19 protein-coding genes and 2 pseudogenes are annotated in these 26126 nt (G+C 34.3%); 17 read left to right on the forward strand and 4 right to left on the reverse strand.

Features of this window, described 5'->3' with window-relative positions; translation table 11 throughout:
- Window positions 1-6: 6 nt before the first annotated feature.
- Complete coding sequence (locus tag CEF18_RS06700; RefSeq protein ID WP_110935750.1) at window positions 7-507, reverse strand: hypothetical protein; 501 nt, start codon at window positions 505-507, stop codon at window positions 7-9.
- A gap of 481 nt (window positions 508-988) precedes the next feature.
- On the opposite strand from CEF18_RS06700, the gene CEF18_RS06705 reads away from it, so the two are divergent.
- The 4 genes and pseudogenes from CEF18_RS06705 (at window position 989) to CEF18_RS06710 (ending at window position 2388) form a co-directional block, all read left to right on the forward strand.
- Window positions 989-1372 carry a PDDEXK family nuclease gene (locus tag CEF18_RS06705; RefSeq protein WP_110935751.1) on the forward strand — a complete coding sequence of 128 codons (384 nt, stop codon included), beginning with the start codon at window positions 989-991 and terminating at the stop codon, window positions 1370-1372.
- A gap of 197 nt (window positions 1373-1569) precedes the next feature.
- A pseudogene (locus tag CEF18_RS26380) lies at window positions 1570-1833 on the forward strand (ATP-binding protein); the annotation flags it as partial.
- A gap of 85 nt (window positions 1834-1918) precedes the next feature.
- Window positions 1919-2095 (forward strand): hypothetical protein, encoded by a 177-nt coding sequence (locus CEF18_RS25785; protein ID WP_183041109.1) that lies wholly within the window; start codon window positions 1919-1921, stop codon window positions 2093-2095.
- Window positions 2096-2136: 41 nt separating this feature from the next.
- Window positions 2137-2388, forward strand: coding sequence for a hypothetical protein (locus CEF18_RS06710; RefSeq protein WP_110935752.1), 252 nt, complete (start codon window positions 2137-2139; stop codon window positions 2386-2388).
- A 97-nt stretch (window positions 2389-2485) separates the two neighbouring features.
- Here CEF18_RS06710 and CEF18_RS06715 read toward each other — a convergent pair whose 3' ends face one another.
- Together CEF18_RS06715 and CEF18_RS06720 are read right to left on the reverse strand one after the other, a co-directional pair.
- Window positions 2486-4999 (reverse strand): DEAD/DEAH box helicase, encoded by a 2514-nt coding sequence (locus CEF18_RS06715; protein ID WP_110935753.1) that lies wholly within the window; start codon window positions 4997-4999, stop codon window positions 2486-2488.
- A 4-nt stretch (window positions 5000-5003) separates the two neighbouring features.
- Window positions 5004-7412 (reverse strand): site-specific DNA-methyltransferase, encoded by a 2409-nt coding sequence (locus CEF18_RS06720; RefSeq protein ID WP_183041110.1) that lies wholly within the window; start codon window positions 7410-7412, stop codon window positions 5004-5006.
- A gap of 929 nt (window positions 7413-8341) precedes the next feature.
- Between CEF18_RS06720 and CEF18_RS06725 the strand changes: the two genes are divergently transcribed.
- The 9 genes and pseudogenes from CEF18_RS06725 (at window position 8342) to CEF18_RS06770 (ending at window position 19475) form a co-directional block, all read left to right on the forward strand.
- A complete protein-coding gene (locus tag CEF18_RS06725; RefSeq protein WP_110935755.1) occupies window positions 8342-8932 on the forward strand; it encodes a DUF3990 domain-containing protein in 591 nt (196 codons plus the stop codon).
- Window positions 8895-9389, forward strand: coding sequence for a hypothetical protein (locus CEF18_RS06730; RefSeq protein WP_110935756.1), 495 nt, complete (start codon window positions 8895-8897; stop codon window positions 9387-9389). The genes CEF18_RS06725 and CEF18_RS06730 overlap by 38 nt, the downstream gene beginning before the upstream one ends.
- Before the next feature lie 1541 nt (window positions 9390-10930).
- The gene (locus CEF18_RS06740) at window positions 10931-11299 is read left to right on the forward strand and encodes an HIT family protein (protein ID WP_110935758.1); all 369 of its coding nucleotides are present in this window, start codon (window positions 10931-10933) and stop codon (window positions 11297-11299) included.
- Between the two features lie 18 nt (window positions 11300-11317).
- Window positions 11318-13655, forward strand: a pseudogene (locus CEF18_RS06745) (DEAD/DEAH box helicase family protein).
- An 81-nt stretch (window positions 13656-13736) separates the two neighbouring features.
- Window positions 13737-13958, forward strand: coding sequence for a YdbC family protein (locus CEF18_RS06750; RefSeq protein WP_110935759.1), 222 nt, complete (start codon window positions 13737-13739; stop codon window positions 13956-13958).
- Window positions 13959-14425: 467 nt separating this feature from the next.
- The gene (locus tag CEF18_RS06755; RefSeq protein ID WP_110935760.1) at window positions 14426-14830 is read left to right on the forward strand and encodes a (deoxy)nucleoside triphosphate pyrophosphohydrolase; all 405 of its coding nucleotides are present in this window, start codon (window positions 14426-14428) and stop codon (window positions 14828-14830) included.
- 83 nt (window positions 14831-14913) lie between these two features.
- Entirely contained in the window at window positions 14914-17700 is a 2787-nt protein-coding gene (locus CEF18_RS06760; protein ID WP_223292258.1) for a DEAD/DEAH box helicase, read from the forward strand.
- A 192-nt stretch (window positions 17701-17892) separates the two neighbouring features.
- Complete coding sequence (locus tag CEF18_RS06765) at window positions 17893-19278, forward strand: YHYH domain-containing protein (protein ID WP_110935762.1); 1386 nt, start codon at window positions 17893-17895, stop codon at window positions 19276-19278.
- Window positions 19279-19289: 11 nt separating this feature from the next.
- Window positions 19290-19475, forward strand: coding sequence for a hypothetical protein (locus CEF18_RS06770; protein ID WP_110935763.1), 186 nt, complete (start codon window positions 19290-19292; stop codon window positions 19473-19475).
- 59 nt (window positions 19476-19534) lie between these two features.
- Here the strand turns inward: CEF18_RS06770 and CEF18_RS06775 are convergent, their stop codons facing one another.
- The gene (locus CEF18_RS06775) at window positions 19535-20362 is read right to left on the reverse strand and encodes a nuclease-related domain-containing protein (protein WP_110935764.1); all 828 of its coding nucleotides are present in this window, start codon (window positions 20360-20362) and stop codon (window positions 19535-19537) included.
- A gap of 120 nt (window positions 20363-20482) precedes the next feature.
- Between CEF18_RS06775 and CEF18_RS06780 the strand changes: the two genes are divergently transcribed.
- The 4 genes from CEF18_RS06780 (at window position 20483) to CEF18_RS06795 (ending at window position 25964) form a co-directional block, all read left to right on the forward strand.
- Window positions 20483-21157: a restriction endonuclease gene (locus tag CEF18_RS06780; protein ID WP_110935765.1), complete on the forward strand. Its 675-nt coding sequence runs from the start codon at window positions 20483-20485 to the stop codon at window positions 21155-21157.
- Between the two features lie 369 nt (window positions 21158-21526).
- On the forward strand, window positions 21527-22627 hold the full coding sequence (locus CEF18_RS06785; protein WP_110935766.1) for an NERD domain-containing protein: 1101 nt from the start codon (window positions 21527-21529) through the stop codon (window positions 22625-22627).
- A 373-nt stretch (window positions 22628-23000) separates the two neighbouring features.
- Entirely contained in the window at window positions 23001-24146 is a 1146-nt protein-coding gene (locus CEF18_RS06790) for an SIR2 family protein (RefSeq protein WP_110935767.1), read from the forward strand.
- A 12-nt stretch (window positions 24147-24158) separates the two neighbouring features.
- Window positions 24159-25964, forward strand: a complete 1806-nt coding sequence (locus tag CEF18_RS06795) for an ATP-binding protein (protein ID WP_110935768.1) — start codon at window positions 24159-24161, stop codon at window positions 25962-25964.
- Window positions 25965-26126: the final 162 nt, after the last annotated feature.

Here is a 26126-nt window from a genome sequence, read left to right on the forward strand (position 1 = left end):
ATACTATTAAATTAGAAGGTTATAATTTAAATTAGATTGTTCTGTAGCAATATCAAATATGACATTGACCAATGAGTTTAACTCATTTTCCTCACATAATTTAATAAAGTCTTCGTATTTTAATGCGCAAAAATTCATTCCTTTGTTTTCAAGTAAACCACTTTTTATAAATTTCAGATTCTTTATTGTTCTTTCTGGATTGTAGTGTTTATTAGCATGAATAACTAAGAATACCTCTTCTGATGTATTTTCCTGATATAATTCATTCAGTAAAATATATTGACCAACAATTAACTTTGCATAATTGCCTGTATCGAATTCTATAAGAATAGTTGAATTATCTGTACAATCTATTTTTTCATCTACCGAAATACTCACCGAATCTTCATTAGAGAAAGTTGTATTTCCAATAAAATACTCTGACCCATACTTTTGCCTCAAGTATCTTTTAAATTCGTTCTCCCTAGTTCTAGCTTTCGGCTTTTTAACCTGTTTCAATTCATTCATTATAACCCCCAAGTTATACATGTTTACTTTTTCATTCTAACACTATTTTTGTACTAATGTTATTCTTGTTTTGGATAAACACTAATACATTAACTTATGTAAAGGGAACATAATAGCTGTTTAGTGAATTTGTAGCTAGAAGTGTTACTAGTAAAATATTAACATTTTGCTAACGTAATCTCATTGATGCACTTCCACAACCACTTCTATTTTCCACACCTTCCTGATCCCAAAAAATCAGTTATTTTTATACTTCCTTATAATAACTGATAGGTGAAGATTTGAGCAGAAATTGTTCAGTTTTAGTTTAGCAGTTACACATGAGAAGCCTATCAACCTTTAATGTCATTTTTTAGCTAGAAATAATTTTGCACACAAACACCTCTGAAATTACAACACTTTTCAAATCACCTCTTCCTTTTATGTCATTCGAGTGTACTTGATATATGAAGGGCTTTTAATTTGAGAGGAGATGATTAGGATGAGTGAAGCAGAGTTAAAGTATGGACTTATCAATTATTCAGATTTAATTGAACCAGGATTGACGTTTAAAGGGAGGGAAGTAAATCTATATGGGAAAAGGTGTGATTTACTTTTTGTAGATAAGGATGGCAAGGATCTGTATGTGGAAGTGAAGAAGCATGTAGACCCAAACGGAGGGGGTCAGTTGATGTTGTATAGTGGATTAGTCAGTAATAGTTCGGCGCTGGTAGCCTTTTCTATCATGGACATATTTATTCATGGGGTGCACAGAGCCGGTTATGAATATGTTGAGATTAAGGAAGAGGATATCTATTATCGATTCTTCTCCAGTAAAATAAAAGAAGGTGCGGAAAGAATCATTAGTGAGACTTCAAGAAGTTAAAATAAAACAATCAAGCTTTCCTTAAGGGAATTGATTGGAAGAAACATAGCCAATGAAATTTTATTTATTAATGACATATTATAAGAAAAGAGGGGCTGTAAATGACATTGCACCTATGAACGTAGTAGCATAAATTAACCTCAATTTCTTGCATTTACATGGTAGTCTAAACGAATAAAAGACCCTTCGCTGTACACGTTGAGATGCTTTTTATTGATGATTTATTCAAACCAACTAGAGGTAAGCGACGAGCTACAGAGTGGCAAGTTGAACAAACACATGCAATGATTAATTACCGATATCTAAATCACAAACCAATAATGATCTCATCGGAATTAACTATAGATACAATATGTAATATTGATGAGGCGCTTGGAACACGAATATATGACATGTGCAGGGACTTCACAGTAACAGTTCAAGGTTATCCTAAAGTCTTGAATTATCGTCTAAGGGATTAACTGAAGAGTGTATTTTAAATCCTTATTATCATGAAAAAATCTCTATATATGCTTATACATTGGCTTTTTTAGGAGTTCAAAAAAAGTGAGTGATAATAGACGAGGGGTAAAAATATATAAATCAAGTCATGTACGTGTTCTATTAAATCGAGTAGTAAATGAGATGCTTGATAACGATACAGATTTAGCTACAAAACGCACTAGGGTTGTCGTTACAGTGCGTGTAATACTATACTTAAAATTTTGGAACAAGGGGAACTAGAAGAGCGGTTAGACAAGCTAGAAGAACGATATAAGGGGGGGATGTCTATTAACTGTAGGTTCAGTAGACTGGAAGTTAATCAAAATAAAAAAGTTGATCCAATAATGACAGAAGAGGAGTTTAGAGAATGTCGGGAAATGGTAGAAGAATTTTTTCCTAATAAACAGTATGAAGAAAACGGAAAAAATGAAGAAGGAAAGTATCATTCTTTATTGGAATCATTGGACATAGACGAACTTAAATATCTTCAATCCGAATTTGAGCAAGATGAAGATTCAGAAAAATTGGAATGATGGAACTAGGGGACTTGTTACAGTCCCTAACAGTAGGGATACTGCAGAAACAGTCAACCTAAAAAGGCAACCCCGTTGTGGAGTTGCCTTAAGTGCATCACAATGTTTCGCCATATTCTATAAATAAATCATCTAACTGTGTATCAGTCGTTATTTTCAATACTTTTTTTCTAACACTCGTGTTGGACACGTTTAGTAAGTAATAGCGTTCTTGCTTATCTTTTCCATTTTGTTTTCGAATTAGTCCAATTCTCGGGAACAAAGTCCAATACTTCTCAGCATAACGAGCTAGACCTTTAATTTTTGGTACATTATCTTTTTTATTCGAATCATGTGGGTCAAATAAATCAAATACATACTTATCATTCTGCTTACGAATAAAGATGAAATCTGGGAACATTGGAGTAATTTTGCCACCATCTTCATACGGAACACACATAGACCAATATTTCCTGTCTGGGTTTCTTAACCATGCATACACGTCAGTTTTTTCAAGCATTGTTTTTACAACATCTTTTTCCCAACCATTAAGCTCAATTTTGAATTTACCTTCCTTATCAACGTAAATATGCTTTTCAATTTCAATCGATTTATCACTTACGGTATATCCAACAACCTCAGGAAGATAAAACGGTTTATCGATTGGATTTTCTACTTGTGAAAGAAGTCGCTTAAACTCAGACCCTATATCTTCTGTTTGATTGGCTATATCAAACTTCCAAGTTTCATATAAATCATTAAATTGATTTTCGCAGTAAGTAAATAATTTTTTCATCTGTTTTTCAGAATTATATAAAACAAGCACTTCAAGTTTAAGTTGACGATAATTTTTTTCGACTTTAGTGTATTTAGACCAATAAAAAACATTTAGACCATCAAATAAACTCTTAAGCTTATCAAATGCCGTCGATATATCAACTACATCCGCTATTAATGAATACTGATTTGTTGTATCGACCACATTATCTCTCACACTAAATTCAATTTGATTGATACCAATATTTTCGATTGTTTCTCGGATTGAATCAAATTCACCATCAGTTTTCATTTCTTCTATTAATTCTCGCATTTTTGTAACAATTGCATCGTACGCATTTTTCTGAGCTTCCATATCAATCTGATTCATAGTCAATAGCCTTGATAATCTAGAATACTGCTTCAAGAATGAAAGTGAACTTTTCCCTGGAACTTCATATGTAGTTATAAAATTAAGCTCGGGGAATAGTTCTTCAAATTCGGTACTTCTTACATAATCAACGAGCGTTCTCTTTGTCCCTGTTTCACCGGGAACAAGAGCATCACTTTCTTGTAGAGAAATTACTACTCTATTAACCGTTTCTTGATCGTATCCAGGAAGGAACAACGAAACAGAGTTCAATTCAGAATTGGTACTAATTCTTCGGGCGAGCGGTGTTCGAACCATACGACCAAGTAGCTGAGCAATATAAGTAGCATCGTTTGCCGTACGATAGGAAACCATTGTTTCAGCTCTAGGACAATCCCACCCTGTAGATAGATTCATTTTGAATAGAACAAATCGGATATTCTCATCATCTTGAATTCTATACGGTTCAACATATGGGATGACCTTACCACCTATTTCCATAGATGATTTCAAATCAAAAGTTTGAATCAGTTCTCCATCGTATAACTCTCTTCCAAGATATTTTTCAATGGTTGCAACGATTAAAGCTAAATCTGTATTAGAAATATTATCCTTAGAACCGTCAGCAACTTGAATAACCATAATAGGTTTAACCAAAGTCTCATCTTGGCCATCTTCATAATATGATTTCCATTGCTTACCTTTATTGTCCCAATCAGTTAATGCATCATTTAGCATCGTCACCTCATTATCTAATGCTAAAGCAGGATAGGCTATTTTAATTCGGTCTTTTATCAATCCCGACTCTCGAACATCCTCTGGCTTAAGCAATATCTTTAATGCAAGTGATTCACTTTGCTTAATAAGTTGCATAAATCTTTCGGGTGTCGCAGTAACCCCAATTGTTAGTGGCACAGGAGATAACTTATCTTCTACACTACCTAACAAAAACTTCTGCATAATTGACTGTGCCTTCTTTTCTGACTTGGCATTATATACAGCACCTCTATGGGCTTCATCGATAACCAAATAGAAATTTGAAGGATACTTTCTAGCTGTATTTTCAATCGTATCCCAAATTGTATATTCTCGTTCATCTGAATATGAAGTGAGTTTCTTATCCGACCCTAACTTCTGTGTATTTAAGAAGTAGAAATGACCAAATTCAAAAAATTCCTTATCAAACGCCTGTTCAATTTGTACTATTTGGTTTACATTTATCTTATTTGATTGAGCTTCAATTTTGCTTTGCGTTTGTTTATTTAACTCTGGCGAATCAGATAGCCACAAAAATATTGAATTTTTATTACCTTCATTTACTTCTGAACCGAACAATATTTCTTCATATAGCTTTATAATTACAATTGTTTTCCCGGAACCTGTCGGAGAAGAAAGTGAGATTACTGAATTTTTACCAAATTGCTCATTGGTTGATTGTGCAAATTTAATATTTTCGTGAAGACTAACCAGTGCTTCCTCTTGAAATGGAAACAATACTGTTCTCATTATTTTACACTCCTTGTATCATGAAATTATCTAAGTAATCTTTATACAGTTGATAACTATTGACACCCGAAAATTCTGAAGCCATTTCTGAAAAAGCTTCATTTGAATTCGTAACTATATAAAAATATTCAATACCAACGTGATTTTTCATTTCTTCTTTGAACTGAGCAAATGCATATTCATTAATTAGAACTGAGAAATTGCTTTCGATTGGGAAGATAAAATCAACATCTTCGACATTCTCTGGGCGCATTCCAACACAACCCGACTTAGCCCATAAAATAGGAAGAATACTCTCGAATTCATTTCCTAGCTCGACATCATCCTTGTTTAAAAAGTCTAATGAAAAAAACTCACAGTTCGATTTAAAACCTACTGACTTCGCTCTTTCTTCTTGAAAGTAAGAATCTTTGGTACCGAGAATTTCAATACTCTTCTCAGAAATTCTTTTATAAGCCGATTTATCTTCTGTGACAATTAGAACCTCAGTGACATTATCTTTGGCCTCGAGCTCTTGATACCATTCTTCCTCATATGACAAATCAAATAGAATTGCTGTTGGCTTTTCATTGTCTATTGCAAAAGCGCCCGAGCTTACAAGTTTTGTGCTTGGAATTCTTTTCGTTCCTAATAGAGAAATAATCTTCTTCTTCTGTGCTACAGTCGTCACCTTGGAAGGCGATAAATAGTCAATTTGCTTAACCGTTCTTTTCTTACTCTCCATTCGATACTTATCAAGATAGTAATTTCCATCAATTGAAACTCCATCAGTATCTACACCTAATATTGAGTGTTTCACACGTGGCCAAGTCACGGAACGACATATGCCGTTGTCCTCCCATACATCATCACCTGGCAAGTATCCTTTGCCTAGAAACTCGGTCTCCTCGCTCGAAGAAACTTCATTATTAGTTACTAAAATCCCTCTTCTGTTACCGCCGTCTTCTAAATTTAATAAGTTCAATGCATGTAAAGTTGTCCCACTTCCTGCAAAGAAATCAACTACAAGTCCATCCTTCTTATTACTCAAAAAGGATTTGAGAGTGTCATGAACAGCATATAAAGATTTTGGAAAAGGAAATTGTTTGTTCTTAATAATTGAACTGACAATCTGTGTCCCATACTTATTAGCGTCGTAAAGATTTTTCTTCCAGACAGTTGTTTTTCTCTTAGAGGAACTTTGGGTACTAACAACAATCTTTGAACCATCATCTCTTCGACCCACAACACTATAATCTCCATTTTCTACCTTCACTATTGAAGGAGCAGTTACATATTTTATTGTATATGGTTGAAATTTATTTTTTTTATTAAAGTTAACCTGTACATAATCCTCATCTACTGCTAATTGAAGGCTTGGTCCAGTTAACCCCCAAATCATTTCTAGACCTTCTTCAGTCACAGGAAACACAGCTGTACATCCATTAATTTGCGGGACACTATTTCTATCTACCTCAATTGTTATTGGTTCACCAATTTTAAAGATTTTTTTTGTTTCATTTTCAACATAGATCGGATAGAATTGATTTTTTCGCGAGGAACGAACAGATGAGGGTTCACTTCGTCTCAAATAAGGCCATCTTATCTCCTCTAGCCCTCCTTCATCTAACATTTCTTGAGCTCCACCATTCCCGAAATATACCACCAAAAGATATTCATCTACTTGTGAAAGTCGTTGTTCCCGAGCTTTTCCTTTGGGATTTATAGTAATATTAATGATTTGACGTTCTGAGCCTTTGAATAGCTCTTCTAGCAACATACCAAGAGCAAACAATTCACTGTCGTCAATTGCGATAATTAAAACAGAATCATCTGGCTTCAAAAGTTTTTTTGCTAATTCTAAACGACGTTTCATAAAAGCTAACCACTTACTATGTCGCCATTCGTCATTACTATCTACAAAACTATTATTGTATTTCCAATCTCTAGCTCCTGTATTATACGGAGGATCAATATAAATGCAGTCGACTTCTCCAGGATACAGATAATCTAATAATTGAAGGGCATGATAATTATCTGCTTCAATTAGCATATGCCAAGCAGCATCTTTTGAACCTTTTTGCACTGAATCAACATGTTTTAACACAGGAAAGACAGCTTCTCCAAATCTACGAATTTGAACTACTTTCCGTTTTTCTTCTGAAAATAACTCACCTGTCTTCAAGTTTCTTAGTGTGACCTCGTTATCATTTATATCTGTAACTAGATATGTATCATCAACAGACTTGTTTTTATAGCAGACCGTCATACCTACTTGTAATTCTGAATTGTATAATAAAGTCTTCTCTGGTAAGTGTTCTTCAAAGACTAAACCAAACTTTTTCTTTTTCGTCAAATATGCAACTTCTTCAGACAATCTTGCTCTAAGGTGTACATCTGAAATTTGATTAACCAAGTCATTTATTGCTGCCATCATTCTTCCTCCAATTTCCAAATTCTATAACTTTAATTTTATCATAATTAGCATAATAAAAATCGCCAATATCAGACAAAAACTAAACTGTTATTGACGATAGTTTAATTTTCTTGATATTTGGTGGGAAACCATAAGGTAACTTTAGCCATTTAAATAATGGTGAAATAATTTCAATTGATATTATTGATGCAGAAACGGTATTTAATCATGTTTCTTCATATGAATTTTCAAAATCAAAGAGCGTAGAAATACGGTACTAAATGAACTCCAGCTTGTTTTAGCTGGGTATTCTTAATATTTAAGGTTTATAGTGAGACATCATACTTTTCTGCAATATCCTTATTTTATGCCTTCCACGTATCAATTTTGTTTATAGGTAGTAAAGGTAATAATTCTGTTGTAGATAAAAGCCTTAATGCATTCCTAATTTATCAGATGTATAAACAACAAATTACGAGTATAATTAATTGACCACATAGTCTATATAACTATACATAACTATACAGATATAAATATAACAGGTAACATATGAAAGTATTGTTTTTAAAGATTTTACAAACATAATGAAAATGAAATTTATCAGAAATAACATAGATGCGCTATGGGCGGAATGATGTATAAAGGGAGTCAAACCCCTTTTATATCAACGTTCATAACCCTTAATTTCTAACTTAGTGTCCGAAAAAGTGTCGGAGCAATTCTATAAATGTCTGTTTCAATCATTGCTGTTTCCTCCATTGTCATTTGTAATTTTTCCTTTTGTGTTGTCCTAAAAGTATGCTTTTTTATGAATGTACAAGGAAGTTACTTATGCATTAGAACTATAATTAGAAAAAAATTAATTTATTTTTGGATTTTTTCTTAAAACAAGTAGGAACACCCTCTTCTTCTGTCGAAATGTTTAAAGCAGTACTAGGAGGGGAAAAATGTCTATAATCTTACCTGAAATACTTTATCATGGAACTACAACAAAATCGTTACATATAATGAAAAAAGAATTAATAAACAAGGGTTATTGGAAAACTGGTAGAGATTTTGGAAAAGGCTTATATACAACTGTGAATTTGGCTCAGGCAAAAGTTTTTGCTAACATAAAATCAAATAATCCGAAAAATCTACCCTGTGTGATTAAGTTAAAAGTCGAAAATATTGATTTAAGCACATATAGAAAGAAAATTTTTTTAGGAGCTTCAATAAATTGGGCTTCATTAATATATAATCACCGGATTCATGAGGTTGGATTTTCCGAATATGATCTTATAGTAGGTCCACTTGCGGACAGTTCAATGAGGAAGGTTATCTTAGAATGTAAATTGAAACAACACAGTATAAATTGGTTTTATGAAAACGTAATAAGAAATAAGGAAAGTAAACTGATTGAGGATTTAGGAAGTCAAATTGTTTTTTCTAACGGTGAATTCGCAAAAGAGGTTCTATCTATTGATGGATGGTATATTAGAAGTAATGGAGGGTGGATCTATGAAAGTGTTGGCAAAAGAGATGCAAGCTCATTATAAAATAGAAATTGTGGCTACACTCAGAAAATTGGGGAATTTTAATCAAGAAAAAGCTTTAAAAATATATAACGATTATCAAGAACCAATTAAAAACTTAAATAGTTATCTGAGTCCGGAGGATGTAGCTGAACAAGTTTATGATAATTATTTAGACCGTGTAACCGCAGAAGAATGGATTTCCCACTTAGAATGGTTAAACTCAGATGACGACGAAGGATTTGTTTCATTTCGTAGTGAAAACAAAGAAATTAAGAGGGGAAAAACAGGTACAGGAAGGGTCCTTGTAGTATCTGCGAGCAATATAAAAAAAACTAATTATGTGGATGAAGTACCCAAAGTAGCCTGGAGTAAAGAAACAAAGAAAACTGTGACTCCGAGAAGAGTAATGGTGGGAAAAACATCTAACGATAAATCATTTAGGGGAGTTACAGGCAAAAGATTTACACAAAAAAAATAATAAAATCGAATGAAGCTCCTATTAGTGCTTTTATTATGTCTTTGTAATTCGGGGCAACTGATTATTATGAAAAAGGGTAAGGAAAAGTGCCTTACCCAATGATTATAAAAAAGCTCATAATATTGCTCATAGTATTTCTCTATTTTTTTCGTTGATGAATGGGCGAAATGATGTAAAAGAGTAAAAAATAAGTGTATAAAGTATATCTGATAAGTGGATCGGTGATTCATTTTTGACCACATTTTGACCACCAAATATATATTATTGTGTTTATTCCATTTACACTTTACAGATGAAAGAGCTTGTTAAATCAGGCACCTTTAATATTTTATTATTTCGTGTTTCTTCATATTATATAGATAAATCAAAGAGCGTAAGAAATACAGTTTAAAAAACTCTTTACTCGTTACAAACCAATTTAAATCGAGATTTAAATTGGAGTAACATGCGGGTAACGTAATATCGAAATAAATTATTATTTAGCGTTAAAGATGTTACAAAAGAAACCCTATAAAAACGTTTGTATGACGTGAGTTAATAGGCTTACGTTAACTTACGTTAAACATGTTACACAGCGACGGACTTATGGGCGGCATGATGTAAGTTGGCCCTGAAACCCAAGATATTAAGGATTTTTAAATGATTTGCTAACATTATGTAAAAAAGTAGAAGAGGCTTCTCATTAGTTGACTAAACTAATGGGAAGCTTCTTTTTTAATTTCTTCCATAATTTGTTCTAGTGCTACACTAGCTTCTGCTAGAATAGAAGTGTGTAATGTGTGAAGTAATGTGGGCTTTGTGTTTGAATGATTTTAAAAAAGTTACCTCCAAAAATTCTTCGTATTAACCCTTTAGTAAACGTTTTTTAAAAATTGTTTTTGATATTTTTCACGAACAGTGCCAGGAACTGTTCGTAATAGCAGAATAACGCCTATCGCTTATTGTGCATCCCTACTCGATATGAGGATTTCTTAAGATGATGTCGACAAATCGGGAGATTTGGCTTGTAAATGGAGTGCGATAAGTTGTGTAGATACCAATAAATGCTTGAATCTCAGTATAAAAAAAGAATTGATAACTTAATGAGTATATAACAGATCTTCTCGGTTATGAATATGTTGAAATTAAGGTAGAAGATATATATTATCGATTCTTCTCCAGTGAAATAAAAGAAGGTGCGGAAAGGATCATTAGTGAGACTTCAAGAAGTTAAAACGAGAAAAATCAAGCTTATCCTTTAGGGAATTGATTGGAAGAAACATAGTCAATGAGATTTTATTTATTAATGACATATTATAAGAAAAGAGGGGTTCCTTATTGGCTGGAACCCCTCTTCATATTTGCCTGGACTCTTGTTCCTGCCCCCGGTGAGTTAATATTAAGACACTGGGGGGGGGGCTGGCTCTTTTATCCAATTTATTTAATTGGGTTCAAGAATTTTAATGTCACCTAGAAAAAAAAGTTATATTTCATGGTGTTATCAAAAGAAAAATAGTAAAATGTACCCTATATTGATCTTTAGGAATGGAGAATTATTGTTTATGAGTAATGAATGCGCATTTTGTCAGTTGAACAAATACATACTAGAAAATAACCTAGCTTTTGTGATATACGACAAATACCCTGTAGCAAAGGGACATGCCTTGGTGATTCCGAAGCGGCATGTGGCGGATTATTTTGATACGACGGAACAAGAAAAAAGAGCGATGCAGCAATTAGCCGAAGAGATAAGGGGAATTCAAATAGCAGAGTTTTCTCCTGATGGATTTAATATCGGTATCAATTGTGGTGAAGCGGCAGGGCAAACGATTTTTCATGTTCACATGCATGTGATTTCTCGTCACAAGGGAGATATGAAAGATCCGGCTGGGGGAGTTCGTGGAGTGATTCCAGGAAAGCAGAAATACTAAGGAACCAGGAGGATGAATATGAGTGAAGTCAAATTAATCACCAAACAACTGATTCAAGAAATTACAACGAAAATTGATCAAGCTTCGACGATATACATCCTCGTTTCGTTCTCGATGAAAACTGGTGTCAAACTATTAGCACCACCTTTAAAACGTGCTGCTGATCGGGGAGCAGATATTAAAATATGTACGGGTGACTACATGTATGTGACTCAACCAGAAGCGCTTGAGATGTTAATACATATTGATTCTCGCATTGAAACCCGCCTTTGGAGAAGTGAGGGGAAGTCATTTCATCCAAAGGCTTATTTGATAGAGGGGGAAGAAGAAGGATATTTATATGTTGGTTCATCAAATCTTTCTTCATCAGCACTTACAAATGGAGTGGAATGGAACTTAGCCGTTTCGAATAAAGTGGCAGCAGAAACAATAAATGAAGCTCGAGACGAGTTTCTAGGTTGTTTTACTTTGAGCAAACAGTTTCTTTAAATGAACTAACATTGAAAAGTTATCAAAAAGTATATGAAGAGAAACGTCAACAAGTACCAGAGTTTGTTCGGTGGTGGACAGAAGACGATGAAAAAAGTTTAATGCTAGCTGATGATCGTCAAGAAGTGAGTAAGGTTGCGGAAACGAGAGAAGAATATAACACGTTGATTGAACCACGAGGTCCACAAATCGATGCGTTGCAAGCTTTGGATAATACAGTTGAAGAAGGATATGACAAGGCGATGATTGTCATGTCAACTGGACTTGGTAAAACATACTTGGCTGCCTTTTTTGCTAAGAAATATAAGAAAGTTCTTTTCATTGCACATCGTGAAGAGATTTTATTTCAAGCACAGCAGTCTTTCAAACATGTGATGCCAGATAAATCTCGCGGTATTTTGAATGGGAAATACAAAGAATCGGAAGAAGATCATGTCTTCGCCTCGATATTCACGCTTTCCAGCGACCGTCAATTGAAGACATTTGATCCAGATGAGTTTGACTTGATAATTGTGGACGAGTTTCATCACGCAGCAGCGAATTCGTATTCAAGGGTGATCGAGTATTTCGAGCCAGCCTTTTTGTTGGGCCTAACAGCAACGCCTGATAGAATGGAAGGTAAAGATGTGTTTGCGATTTGTGAAGGCAATATCGCCTTTCAAATGCATTTTCTTGAAGCGATCCAAATTGGCTGGCTCGCTCCGTTCAAATATTATGGCATTTATGATGATACGGATTACTCGCAAATTACATGGCTCGGAACGAGCATAAACAGTCAAGAACATTGGCTTTTTGTTCATCTATTAAACAAGCCTCTTTTTTAACCCAGTTTTTCAGTAAACAGGGTGTGAAAGCCGTTGAAATTCATTCTTCTGCATAAGGAATGAACCGAAAAGAAGCGATTAAACAAATTAGCGAAGCAAAGATTGATATTATATTCACGGTAGATTTGTTTAACGAAGGGACAGATATCCCATCTTTGGACACGCTACTATTTGTACGTCCAACGGAGTCATTGACGATCTTTACTCAGCAAATTGGACGGGGCTTACGTCTTCATGAAGCGAAAGAGCATTGTGTCGTTATTGATTTGATAGGAAACTATCGAAATGCAGATCTCAAGCTAAGTCTGTTCGATACAAGAGCAGAAGAAACAAGGGGAAAAAGTCGAGATGTTGTGCCTCAAGTACCAGCTTCTTGTTTGATCGATATTGATGTTCGTGCCATTGATTTATTGGAAGAGTTCAAGAAAAAGCAGCAACCCCGAAAGCAAAAGATATTAAGTGACTACCTACGTTTTAAAGAAGAGTTTGGTTATCGTCCGTCTTATTTGGAATTTCATCGTCACGGTTATGAGAATTCAAGAGCGATTCGACAAGAATTTAAATCGTATGTTGGCTTTTTATATTGGGCTGATGAACTGTCAAATAAGGAACAACAAGCATTTAAGGACGGAGAAGCATGGCTTATTGAAGTTGAAAAAACTTCCATGAGTAAAAGCTATAAAATGGTCGTTTTGCAATACATATTGAAGCGTGGAGCAAGTGAATGGTTGAAGCCAGTCACACCAGCTGAAGTGGCACCTTATTTCTTTACCTATTTAACAGAAAAAGAATACCGCCGAAGAATTGACTTTAATGACAAAGATAAGAGAAACTGGACAGAAGATGATGTCACGAAAGTCGCCAAGTTAATTGCACGAATGCCGATGACGAAGTTCGGTGGTAGTACTTCCTTTGATGGCGAGTTGTTTAAACTCGATCTTGATTTTGACGATGACAATCAGGATGACATTTATAAATGGACCCAGGAGATATGTGAGTATCGGTTGGAGAGTTATTTTGAGAAGAAGGAAGAGAGAAGATAGCCTAATTAGCGAGTTTAAAAAAGACTAAATGTTGAAGTAGCTTATTTTAAAAATTAGAATTTTTAGGAGGACATAGAAATCATGGCAGAAATCAAATACGAAATTGTTGAACAACTAGGAGTATTATCCGAGTCTTCTAAGGGATGGAAGAAAGAATTAAACCTCGTAAGTTGGAATGGAAGGGACCCAAAATACGATGTTCGAGAGTGGTCACCAGATCATGAAAAGATGGGGAAAGGGATAACTTTAACGAAAGAGGAAGTTGAATCTCTCACAAGAATATTGAAAGGCCATCTTGTATAAAAACATCGGTAGAATAAGGGGAAGCTCCAACATAACGGGAATGTGAAACTGAATTGTGAATAGATGTCGATGCAAAAATGGCTGAAAGAACTTTTCGGTTGGTCTAGCATATTTTTGCATGCCCTAAAACAGATTGGGGATGTTTTAATTTGCTTATCTATCAAAAGTTGTTAAGATTTCTAAGCATTTGAAGGAATTTGGTATAATTTGTTGAAACATACAATATAAGATTAATTAATTGAAGTTAAGTACGGCCATAGTATTGGAGTGTCTAAAGTGAAAATATCATTGAAGAAAAGATAATAATTTAAATATTAAGGAACTAAAAGAACTGATAAAAAACAACCGACGTATATAATATGTGAAAATGACGTTCTTTTTACTAAATAACAAAAGTGAAGTTGAAGCAATTCATCGGAAATTATAGTTTCCGTATATTAAAGACAAAAATGTAAACGGAGGACGCCATGAAAAAAACAATTCGTGTTGTTGGTGCAGTCATTATCGAGAACGGAAAAATATTGTGCGCGCAGAGAGGCCCTGATAAATCTTTGCCATCCATGTGGGAGTTTCCAGGAGGTAAGATAGAAGCTGATGAGAGTCCGGAAGATGCGTTGAAACGAGAAATTCAGGAAGAGATGCTATGTCACGTAGAGATTGGTGACCAGGTTGAACGGACAGTTTATGAATATGATTTTGCAATAATCGATTTAACGACGTTTTATTGCAAGTTAATAGAAGGAAAACCAACGTTAACCGAGCATGAAAGAATAGAATGGTTACTTCCAAATGAATTAGCGTCACTAGAATGGGCACCGGCAGATATACCTGCTATTGAAAAGCTTGCTAAAGTTAAGGTGGAGGAACTTTAAGAACAAAGATATTTTTGAATGCGGTATGTAAAGTTAAAATGATGAATTAGGTGATAGTATTGGATGTTGAGAAGAGACTGATAGTGAATTCAGGTAAAGGAAACTTGTTGAATGAATTGGTGAAATCATTAAAGGAATGTGAGAGCTTTTATTTTAGCGTGGCATTTGTTAATTTTAGTGGTCTGCAACTATTACTAGATTCTTTAAAAGAAGGTCAGGCAAAAGGTGTCAAAGGGAGAATAATTACTTCGACGTATTTAAATTTCACGGAAGCAAAAGCGCTTCACAAAATTACGACTTTTAATAATATTGATTTGAAGGTATTTGTAACCGATAGAGACATAGGTTTTCATACGAAGGTATACATATTCGAATTCAAAGAGTGTTACAAGGTCATTATAGGTTCTTCCAATATCACACAAAGTGCTTTGAAAAGTAATATTGAGTGGAATGTAGAAATTATCTCCAAATATAATGCGGCGTTTTTAAGAGATGTCTTGAAAGAATACGACACTTTATGGAAGAGCAGTGTGAATGCTGACAAGCGTTTTATCGATGAGTACGAGCAATTTATCAAAACGCTCACGACGGAACACAAAGTTCCAAACCTTATTTTTGAAAACTCCGAATACATTGTTCCAAATCGTATGCAAAATCGAGCAATGGAAAACCTCGAGAGAGTGAGAGCCTTTGGAGAGAGCAAAGCACTCGTAATTGCCGCAACGGGAACAGGGAAGACATATATGTCAGCGTTTGACGTGAAAGCTTATAAGCCTCGTAAAATGCTGTTTATTGTACATAGAGAAGAAATATTAAAGAAAGCGAAAGAAACGTTCGAGCATCTCATTCCTAACAGAGGGATCACGTTTGGTCTATTAACAGGTAATCATAAAGACCATGAGGCCGATTATTTGTTTGCAACAATTCAAACGATGTCGAGATACTATACTAATTTCACACAAGACGCTTTTGATTATTTAATAATTGATGAAGCTCATCACGCAACAAGCCCAACATATCAAACCGTGCTCAATTACTTTAAACCAACATTCACCTTAGGAATGACGGCAACGCCAGAACGAAGTGATCATAATAATGTGTTTGAACTATTTGATAATAATGTCGCATTAGAAGTCCGATTACATGAAGCGTTGGAAGATGAGCTCGTTATTCCTTTTCACTATTTTGGAATTACTGATATCGATGAAGTGGATTTAAGTGATATAGATATCGATGATGTCGCAGAAGTAACGAGGAGATTGAAGGTCAATGAACGCGTGGACTTTATCATCGAAAAAATGACGTTCTATGGAAATGATGGCGTAAAACGAAAGTGCCTTGGTTTTTGCGCTAGTATTGATCATGCCAAATATATGTCCGAGCAGTTTAATGTGCGAGGAATTAAAAGTATTCATCTATCTGGGGAAGATTCTGTAGAAACACGGGAGAAGTTCACGAAAAGATTAGAAGATGATACGGATGAACTTGAAGTCATCTTCACGATTGACATTTTTAATGAAGGAGTCGACATCCCTTCTGTAAATACTGTCTTGATGTTAAGACCTACGAACTCGCCGATTATCTTTATCCAGCAATTAGGTCGAGGGCTTCGTAAACATGAAGGGAAAAACTTTTTAACTGTACTCGACTTTATTGGGAATCACAGTAAAACATTTTTAATTGCGATTGCTTTAAACGGAAGTCGCTACTATGACAAAGAAAGTTTGAAAGTGGCGATCGCTACCGACTTTGCGAATATCCCAGGTGCTACACATATTCAAATGGATGAGATCGCACAGGAGAGAATTCTAGCTCAAATTGATCAAGAAAACTTCAACTCGATGAAATACTTAAAGGATGAGTACTTTGAATTTAAAAAGATGAATGAGGGTTACATCCCTTATTACCTCGTTGATTATTTGAAATTTGACGGTGCACCTGATCCGGTTAAATTTATTGATAAAGAAAAAACGTACCTTGGTTTTGTCGGCAAAACAGAAAAAGATGATACGTTGAAAGCCCTGTTAACGAATGAAGTATTCGAAAAAGCTCTGAAAGAATTATCTAGTAAACTACCATTAAAAAGAATTCATGAATTCGTGATTATCAAGTTTCTATTAAAACATGACAATATTTCCATTGACAGAGCGAGAAGAGAAATACTTAAATTTGTCAAAGAAGTAGATGATGATACTATTCTGCATGCTTTTGAGTGCTTAAATCAAGATTACTATGATAGTTCGCAACAGAACAGGACCGTAAAGCTTTGTGAGTTGGAGAATGGCCAATTGTATAAGAGTAATGCATTTACGTCACTTCTCGAAAATGAAAACTATCTAAGTTATCTAGAAGACGTCTTAGTTTACGGAATCTTCCGATATGAAAAAGAATTTAAACAAGATTACTATGGCGTCCCACATTTCAAGTTATTTGAACAATATCAAATGATAGATGCAGCTTTGCTTTCGAATTATCGAAAAACGCATTCGGCCTTTCGAGGATCAGGCTTATTAGCCAATGGGAACGAATATTTTCTTTTCATCGACTTGCACAAAGAAGAAGACATTGACGAAAGCATCAATTATAAAGATAAATTTATCGATCAACAATTCTTCCAATGGCAAAGTCAAAATTCTACCAAACAATCATCTGAAAGAGGAAAAAACATCATTATGAACAGACAAAGAGGCATCAACCTCCACGTATTTGTACGTAAATACAAAGAGCTCGATGGCAAAACAGAGCCATTTATTTATATTGGCACAGGCAATACCGTTGAATACGAAGGCGAAAAGCCAATCACCGTCAAACTAGAACTGGAAAACGAAGTCCCACCAAATATTTATACGGAATTTGTAGAAAAAGTGTAGCCTTCTCGGATGAGGAGGTTTTTATTTTTCCATATTTTTTTCGATAAAGTTAACGATATCAAATAAAATATAAATTATTGATGAAAAACATGTATTTAGAACCATAATTTGGTGATATAGTAGAAGGAGTATAGTCCTATTCAGTAGAAATGAATCTTGACTAACCAATAGAAATTGAGAGGGAGAATTAAAATGAAGAAGAAATTATTATGTTTTTCAATTATTTTGCTATTATGCTTTTCTGTATTCACTACGGTCAATGCTCACTCGGGGAGAACAGATAGTAGCGGTGGTCATAACTGTACGGAAAAATCGGTTGCAAAAGGTTTGTGTACGGAGTATCACTATCATAACGGAGGTACTAGTGAAAGTTCGCCTTCCTCATCTAGTGGCTCAACTTCTACCCCTGTAGAAACAAAATCAGCAACTCAAATTGCTCAAGAAGAGAAAACAGAAGGAGAGAATAAAGGTTACACAACTGGAGTGAATGAAGGGTATGAAGGTCAAAAAACCAATTCTACCTCTAGCGGTTCGGATGCTTATAAAGAAGGGTACCAATTAGGCTATGAAAAAGGATATAGTGAAGGTTTAGCCAAGTTAGAAGCGGAGAAGAAAAAGAAATTAGAACAAGAGAGAGCAGAAGGAGAAAAAGAAGGATATTCGGTGGGAGGGGATGATGGTTATGAAGGAAAAAAGACCAATTCTACTACCAGCGGAACAAATGCTTATAAAGAGGGATATGGTACAGGGTATGACAATGGATACGAAGAAGGAGTAGAGAAATTTGAAAAAGAAAGAGCAAAAGGAGAAAAAGAAGGATATGCAATAGGCGTGGCAGAAGGTTATGAGGAAGAAGAGATCGATTCGTCTACAAGTGGTACTGATGCTTATAAAGAGGGATATAAGAAAGGGTTTGAAAAAGGGTACGATGAAGGACTAGAAAAATTAGAAGAAGAGAAAAAGGCTGCGGAAGAATCTGGGGTTGAACAGGGGTTGGCTCAAGATGAGATCGATATACCTGAAGAGTATGAAGAAGATGATAAATTAAAGAAAGCTTATGAAGTTGGTTTTAAAAAAGGCGTAACAGAGCGTGATGAAGAAAACATGAAAGTGTACATGGAACAAGGCGTTAAAGATGGAAATGCAGATAAAAGAAATGAACCAATGGATGTAAAGGCAATTTACATTGAAGCTTATGACGAAGGTTATGAAGATGGACAAGTTCAATTAAAAGATAGTTATATTGAACAAGGGTTTGAAGCAGCATTCACAATGCTTGCTTACGAGGAACCTAATTTAGCTAAAGATAGTTATAATGAGTGGTATAAAGAAGGTTTTGATTCTAATACGAAGATTTCTTCTATAGTCGAATCAGCATATGATATGGGCTTAAATGGAGACGATCTAGTTATTCCTGAAGAGTATGATAAAGCAGAATTTCTCTATCAACACCACTATGATCTGGGGAATCAACAAAGAAGTGCGGATAACACTAAAACAGCTGGTGGACTGTTCGGGGCTGGCTTTTTAAGTTGGTTTGGAAGACGGTTTTATGTAGCTAGAAAAATGATTAAATAGGAGGAGAATAAATGGGTATTTATCAAAAGCTTTGTTACAAAGTAGAAGATGCATTTGTAGGTGTGATGGCTAAGAAACAAGACTCGGAAGTGGTTAGAGAAAAAGTTGAAAGTTATAGAATATCGAAAGAAGATGCTAAAAAAACAACTAAATTAGAAAAAGTGCCTGAGGAAGAACAAGTGGAAGAGGTTAAATAATTTTTCTGCACCATGCTCACATAAGTGGTTTTATGTGAGCATGGTTTTTGTTTAAGGATTTATTTAATCGCTTTCTGATGGTCAAAACAATATATCTCACCTTTGAACTTCTGTTTAGACAAACAATAGCTCCTCACTTTAGCAGAAACAGGCTTATGACATTTTGCACAAGTAAACGGTTGATTTGTAACTTCGTTGATAGTCTGGTTTTTCAATGCTTGAGTATGTCTTTCTCTGATTTTTGCATCAGCAATGTTCGCATTTGAAAACCTCTTATAAATGATAGAAATATCATCACTACTTAATAACGGTTCCTTATGTTGGAGTTTCAAAGTGGAGATTTTCCTATGTATGAACTCTGATAATTCGATGTCATATACAAGAAGTTCATCAGAAGTAATTTTACGGTAATCGACTCCTACTTTAAATGTGCAGCGCTTTGTAAATGATACCATTGAAATGAATATTTCTTTATGGTTTAAATCTACTAATGTTTTTAGTGCTTGTATATGACCGTAGTTTTGTACAAAGGGGTTCATCATTTTGAACTTCCCGTTTACTAACCACGTATTTCTTTCCTTGCCGCCATAAATGGTCCCCTTGTAATTTTTCGTTTCAATCACAATGATGCCATAAGGAGAAAGTATGACGTGATCAATTTGTGAATAGCCGGATTTTGCTTTCTTGTTTTCTATGAGTAGATCACTTAAATACAGAATATCTTTTGGTAACTGATCCAATTGAATATCAATCTTATATTCTCCGATTTCTCCCTTTCTAGCAGCAACCATCTCTGTCGAAATATTAGGCTTTGGTGGGTGAGTGTTCTTTTCGCTTTTTTTAGAAGGCTCATCTTTCTTTTTCTTAAAGAAGTTTAAAAATGACATAATATCCTCCTTATTTGATTTTACATTCCCTTTAACACATCTTTAGAACCATGTTAAGAACATAATAACATATTTATATGATAAAATAGACTCATATGATAAAGAGGGAGGAAAATCTAAATGACTAAGAAGACCAAAAAACAATTATCGAGAGGTATTGCTGCATTTATTTTTCTTGTAGGGATATATTTTTATTACATGATTTATGAAGGGACAAGTGTAGTAATTTTCATTGGTTTGTTCATAGCTGTTCCAGTTATTGAAGGAGTACTTAATATGCTACTCAATAATAAGAAAACCTCTAAGAAGAGTGTGCAAAGACAGCCAAGTAGTAAAAATATCCGAGTAAAAGAAAAATCTAACCGGCTATTACCTGATAAAGAACTAATTAATATCTCATTGGGTGAGCTGTCATGGCGTGAGTTTGAAAGGTTATGTTTCTTGTACTTTAAGGCAATGGGATATAAGCCAAGAGAAACTAGACAGGGGGCGGATGGTGGTGTGGATTTAATCATCTACAATCGTTACCATAAAGCAGATGAAGCAATTCAGATCAAACATTACATACATTCCAAAAATCAAATTACTATTAAAACCATCCGAGAATTAAATTCAGCGAAACGTAATCATAATTGTATTCTATCAAGGTTTATTACTTCATCAACCTATACAAAGAAAGCTTTGAAACAAGCTGATGATTTAAAGATGACTTGTAATGATATTACATGGGTGACAAACAAACTTGTAAAATGGCAGGAACAAGAACGTATGAAGAGAGTCGGAAAAACTGTCTAGTAACTATATATAGTCTTAAACTGCTGCTTGGCATTTAAACAGGAGATTAAGAGGTTGTTTTTGATTAACGAGGACTTACTAACCTTAAAGAATATCATGTAACTAATTTAGTAATTGATTGAATGGCACTGAGAACTCTTACTCTTAGCTATCTGAATAAGAACTAAAAAATGTAAACATAAATTTCAATATTTTCTAGAGATGAGCATTCTAATCTCTATATGAATTTTTCAGTTTTAAATAGGTTATACGGGACTTTTCTAGTGGTATTTAATAATAATTGTCTTTTTCAACAAATTTCGACGGTATATTTATAGGGATAATGATATAGTTCGAACATACATACATAATTAAAAGGGTGTGCTGTGAATGTTATTAAAGAATATTTTCAAAGCCTTGTCTGATAAAAGGGATATAAAAACAGCAATTTTTAAAAAGGAATTCTCAGAAATTCCTCAGAATATTACGCAATTACAGTCATTATTGGAGGATACATCAGGGATCATTGATAAAAAACGTGTAGAAAATGATCTGAAGTTATTTAAAATCGGGTTAATTGGCGAATCAAATGTGAACTACGAGTTAAAGAACTCCATGCTTCCGATGATTTGTTTTCATGATGTTCGATTACAGGTGGAGGATTATACGGCGCAGTTTGATTTCATTGTCGTTACCCACAGTGTGATCTATGTCATTGAAACGAAGAAACTATATGGAGACATTGAGGTCAATGATTCTGGCGCATTTATTCGGAAAATTAGGTATGGCAAGGGGCTTAAAAGAGAGGGAATGTATAGCCCTATCACACAAAGTGAAAGACACTGTAGGATCCTCAAGAAAATCTTAACCGATCAAGGTTTTATAAAGAAAACACCCGTTAAACCCGTTGTTGTACTCGCTAATCCTAAATCAATTATCGATAAAAAGCGTGCCCCACAGGCTGTGAAGGATCTCATTATAAAGTCTGATCAACTCGTAAACTATTTATCAGAAGACATGAAACGACATAGAAAAGATCGCTATATGATGGACGATTTCATCACGAATATTAGTGATTTCATAATGGCCAATAATAAAACAGTAGACATAGATATGGAGAAATATAAATTAGACGCAAAACGTAAACCAGCAACAAAAACAAGAGTAGTGCTAGACACGGAACTAAAAACGAAAACAGAATCTGAGCCAAAGTTAAAAGTAGAGCCTGTGAAAAGTATAAAGCCTATTGCACCGATTAAGAAAGAAACTAGTAAAGAAGCGCTATACACAGAGCTTAAAGAATACCGGCTAAAGCAAGCAAAGCTTGAGGAAATGAAACCATACTTGATCTTCTATAATTCAACATTAGATGAAATCATTGAGAAAATGCCGACAAGTGTAGATGACCTCTTGAACGTAAAAGGCTTTGGAAAAGTTAAAGCAGAGAAGTACGGCCCGGCTGTTATTGAGATTGTGAAGATGTATCGTTGAGTAAAATAACATTACTGGCTTACAGGTAATGGTAGAGGCTCTACTTTAATAGAGTAAGGAAAATTGCTAGTTGTAAAACATGTATACTCTGTATACTCCATTAAGATAACCCTCTGAATTGGCAGAGCTATTTATGAAATCAAATCAAATGAATAAATGGTAATCTGGCAAATACTGTGTAGCGTGCAATATTAGGAGAAAGAGGCTTTTTAAATAGCAGAAATTATTTTACTTATAGTATATATAAATGAATATGAGCTTGCAGTGGTAATTTACAGGGAAGTTTACTCTATTACTTTAATGAGTAAACTTCACATGATAACTAGAAATTTAACTAAAAAACTTTCAAGGTCCTATACTAGGAGTGATAGATATGAGTAAATTTGATCAATTGTTTGAAGAATTAAATAAGCACCTTGATAGCACTAATCAAAATTGGCTCTTTGGAGCTGGAATAAGCTATCAATCGAATATCCCTTTAATGATACCAATGACTAAAAAAATTGAAGAAGATCTTCTTCAAGATAATACGACAACATTTTTAAGTATAAAGGAATTTTTACCTGTTGATTCTCACATCGAGCATTATTTAAGCCATATTGGAGATTTAATAGCCTTAATAGAAAGATCGAATAAGCATGAATTAACAATTAATAATGTAACTTATAATTATTATTCTTTAGTAACTTTGTACAATGAAATCATAAGCCTAATAGGAGACTTAGTGAGATATGGGTATAAGGAAAGTGAAAAAATTCAAGGCAACATAAATTGGCCTATAGTAGAAATTAAGTATCATAAAGCTTTTGTAAGAACACTATTCAATAGAAGATCAAACTTAGAAAACATTACAAATATTAATTTTTTTACTACAAACTATGACACGTTGTTAGAAGATGCTCTCGCACTTGAAAAGAAGTTAGTTATTGATGGGTTTACAGGTGGATCTATGGGTTTTTGGAATCCAAAAGTATTTAATACTAGCTATCAAGCTAGCACATTCAAACTTTTTAAACTTCATGGTTCTATCGATTGGCATAAGGATGATGAAAATGGCTTAATTAGATGCAGATATGGGACGAAATACTTGTCAGATAATTCTAATCTTTTAATCTATCCCCAAGCAACCAAATATATTGAAACACAAAAAGATCCATTTGCTTTTCTATTTAATAAATTCAGAGAAAGCCTCAATATAGAAAGAGATAATGTTCTAGTTACATGCGGTTACAGTTTTGGTGATAACCATATAAATAATGAGATTGAAATGTCAATGTCTCTACCAGACAATAAAACTAATCTCTTAATATTTATTAAAGAGAGCTGGATAGAGGCTGAAGACAAAACTACACTGCCAGAGATACTTATTAAATGGTTAGATGATAGTAATTTTCGGAATAGAGTATTTGTAATGAGTGATCAAGGCTTATATAACGAAAGTAGTAATATAGAGAAGGAACAAGGAGAAAATACATATGATTGGTGGACGTTTGAAGGATTGACTAATTTATTAGATTAACGGAGGTTCTTGATGGCAAATTTTTCAGTGGTTAACGATTTGAGTTTAGGAAGAGTTGTCGAAGTTGAAGGCACGAGTATTAAAATTGAACTAGATAACAATTTAACAGACTTAACTCGCTCTTATAACGGCAGAGTTTATTCAGTAGGTCAAATAGCTAGTATTTTGAAGATACATTTCGGTAGAAAAATATTATTTGTATATGTAAAATTGTTAAGAATGAGCTCTGATGTTGAAAATCAAGAGAAAAGTTCTTCGATCAATGCCGATTCTAGAATTATAGAGGCTGACTTGTTAGGTGAAGGTGTATGGGATAAATCTAATAAAACATTAAAGTTTTCTCGAGGTGTAGAGTTATACCCTTTGCCATTACAATCAGTCTACTTAATGACAGATTATGAGTTGGATGCTTTATATAGTGGTGCTGAATCGGATGCTCAAAATAATTCTGTAACACCTTTGGTAGAAATAGGTACTTATTCTGGAAGTAATCAAATAGTCAGAGCAAATATAAATAAATTATTTGGTAATCATTGCGCTATACTTGGTTCGACTGGATCGGGTAAGTCGGGAACTGTAGCAGCAATTTTACACTCAGTAATTGATGCTACTGGAGTAGAAAATAAAACTCTTCATCCTCGAATTATTATGATAGATCCTCATGGAGAATATGGAAAAGCCTTTAATGGAAAGGCAGTTGTTTATAACGCATATAGCGATGCAACAGCTGAAGCTAGTTCTTCTGAAGAAATTATTTTACCTTTTTGGCTTATGACGGCTGATGAATTTCGGTCTTTAGTAATAGGGAAGACAGAATTTGAAGCAACTTCTCAGAATAATATAATTTACGAAGCATTAGCTTATGCAAGAATGGTTAATTTAGGGATATTGAAACGAATTGAAGATACCGATCCAAAAGGAGGTACAGAAGCTGACCTGCAGGATGGGAAATCGGAGAAAGACAAATTACTATTTGATAGGGATAAGCCAATCCCCTTCAAGCTAGAAGACTTTCTATTTCATATTGACAAAATTCAAGGCAGGAAACTTGGAAAAACCGAAAAAATTTCACAATCGGGTAGAGAAAGTATTGACGGTATTTTAAGGAAATTTAGGATTTTAAGATCGAACCCACAATTAAATTTTATTATGAAAGAATTAGATGGCGATACACCACAATTACCCGAGATCATTAGTCAGTTGTTAGGAGAAAACGCAGGGGGGAATTTAAGGATAATTGATATATCTGGTCTTCCTAATGAAGTAGCTGGAATTTTAACCGCATTAATTGCAAGATTAACATTTCAGTATAAATTATGGCAATCGCGTGAAGAAAGAGAAAAAGATCCAGTTTTATTTGTATGTGAAGAAGCACATAGATATGTGCCTAAATTTGGAGAAGCTCAGTATAAAGAAGCACAAGTAGCTATTAGAAGAATTGCTAAAGAAGGTAGGAAGTATGGTATAGGCTTAATGTTAATTTCTCAACGACCTTCCGATGTAGAGACAACGGTTCTTTCGCAATGTAACTCTTGGATTATTTTACGATTAACAAATTCGAATGACCAAAGCTATGTTTCAAATTTTATTCCTGATAGTCTTTCAGGATTAACAAAAATTTTATCTTCTCTAACTCGTAGAGAAGCAATATTCGTTGGAGAAGCAGCTGCACTTCCTAGTAGAATTAAAATACGAAAATTAACTAGCGACAAACTGCCGGATTCTTCGGATGTAGATTTCTTAAAAGGCTGGAGTGCGCCTCAACTTACTCTGGATGACATAAAAAAGACTACGGAAAAATGGGTTAAAAATACTTAGTTGTAACAAATCTTATTCGAAAAATTAAGAATAAATACGAAAAAACGGTTAAGAGAGAAAGGATCTACAGTCCAATCGAATAAAGTGATAGGGATTGTAGACTTAAAGAAAATTTTAGTAGAGAATGATTCCATCAAGAAGACATTGGGAAGGTAAAGGGTG

The sequence above is a fragment of the Salipaludibacillus neizhouensis genome, from assembly GCF_002886185.1.
GTDB lineage: Bacteria > Bacillota > Bacilli > Bacillales > Salisediminibacteriaceae > Salipaludibacillus > Salipaludibacillus neizhouensis.

Bases quoted from the DNA above. Each gene is read 5' to 3' on its own strand.
- CEF18_RS06700 (WP_110935750.1), bottom strand. From the start codon at position 507: ATGAATGAATTGAAACAGGTTAAAAAGCCGAAAGCTAGAACTAGGGAG.
- CEF18_RS06705 (WP_110935751.1), top strand. From the start codon at position 989: ATGAGTGAAGCAGAGTTAAAGTATGGACTTATCAATTATTCAGATTTA.
- CEF18_RS06710 (WP_110935752.1), top strand. From the start codon at position 2,137: ATGTCTATTAACTGTAGGTTCAGTAGACTGGAAGTTAATCAAAATAAA.
- CEF18_RS06715 (WP_110935753.1), bottom strand. From the start codon at position 4,999: ATGAGAACAGTATTGTTTCCATTTCAAGAGGAAGCACTGGTTAGTCTT.
- CEF18_RS06720 (WP_183041110.1), bottom strand. From the start codon at position 7,412: ATGGCAGCAATAAATGACTTGGTTAATCAAATTTCAGATGTACACCTT.
- CEF18_RS06725 (WP_110935755.1), top strand. From the start codon at position 8,342: ATGTCTATAATCTTACCTGAAATACTTTATCATGGAACTACAACAAAA.
- CEF18_RS06730 (WP_110935756.1), top strand. From the start codon at position 8,895: ATGAAAGTGTTGGCAAAAGAGATGCAAGCTCATTATAAAATAGAAATT.
- CEF18_RS06740 (WP_110935758.1), top strand. From the start codon at position 10,931: ATGAGTAATGAATGCGCATTTTGTCAGTTGAACAAATACATACTAGAA.
- CEF18_RS06750 (WP_110935759.1), top strand. From the start codon at position 13,737: ATGGCAGAAATCAAATACGAAATTGTTGAACAACTAGGAGTATTATCC.
- CEF18_RS06755 (WP_110935760.1), top strand. From the start codon at position 14,426: ATGAAAAAAACAATTCGTGTTGTTGGTGCAGTCATTATCGAGAACGGA.
- CEF18_RS06765 (WP_110935762.1), top strand. From the start codon at position 17,893: ATGAAGAAGAAATTATTATGTTTTTCAATTATTTTGCTATTATGCTTT.
- CEF18_RS06770 (WP_110935763.1), top strand. From the start codon at position 19,290: ATGGGTATTTATCAAAAGCTTTGTTACAAAGTAGAAGATGCATTTGTA.
- CEF18_RS06775 (WP_110935764.1), bottom strand. From the start codon at position 20,362: ATGTCATTTTTAAACTTCTTTAAGAAAAAGAAAGATGAGCCTTCTAAA.
- CEF18_RS06780 (WP_110935765.1), top strand. From the start codon at position 20,483: ATGACTAAGAAGACCAAAAAACAATTATCGAGAGGTATTGCTGCATTT.
- CEF18_RS06785 (WP_110935766.1), top strand. From the start codon at position 21,527: ATGTTATTAAAGAATATTTTCAAAGCCTTGTCTGATAAAAGGGATATA.
- CEF18_RS06790 (WP_110935767.1), top strand. From the start codon at position 23,001: ATGAGTAAATTTGATCAATTGTTTGAAGAATTAAATAAGCACCTTGAT.
- CEF18_RS06795 (WP_110935768.1), top strand. From the start codon at position 24,159: ATGGCAAATTTTTCAGTGGTTAACGATTTGAGTTTAGGAAGAGTTGTC.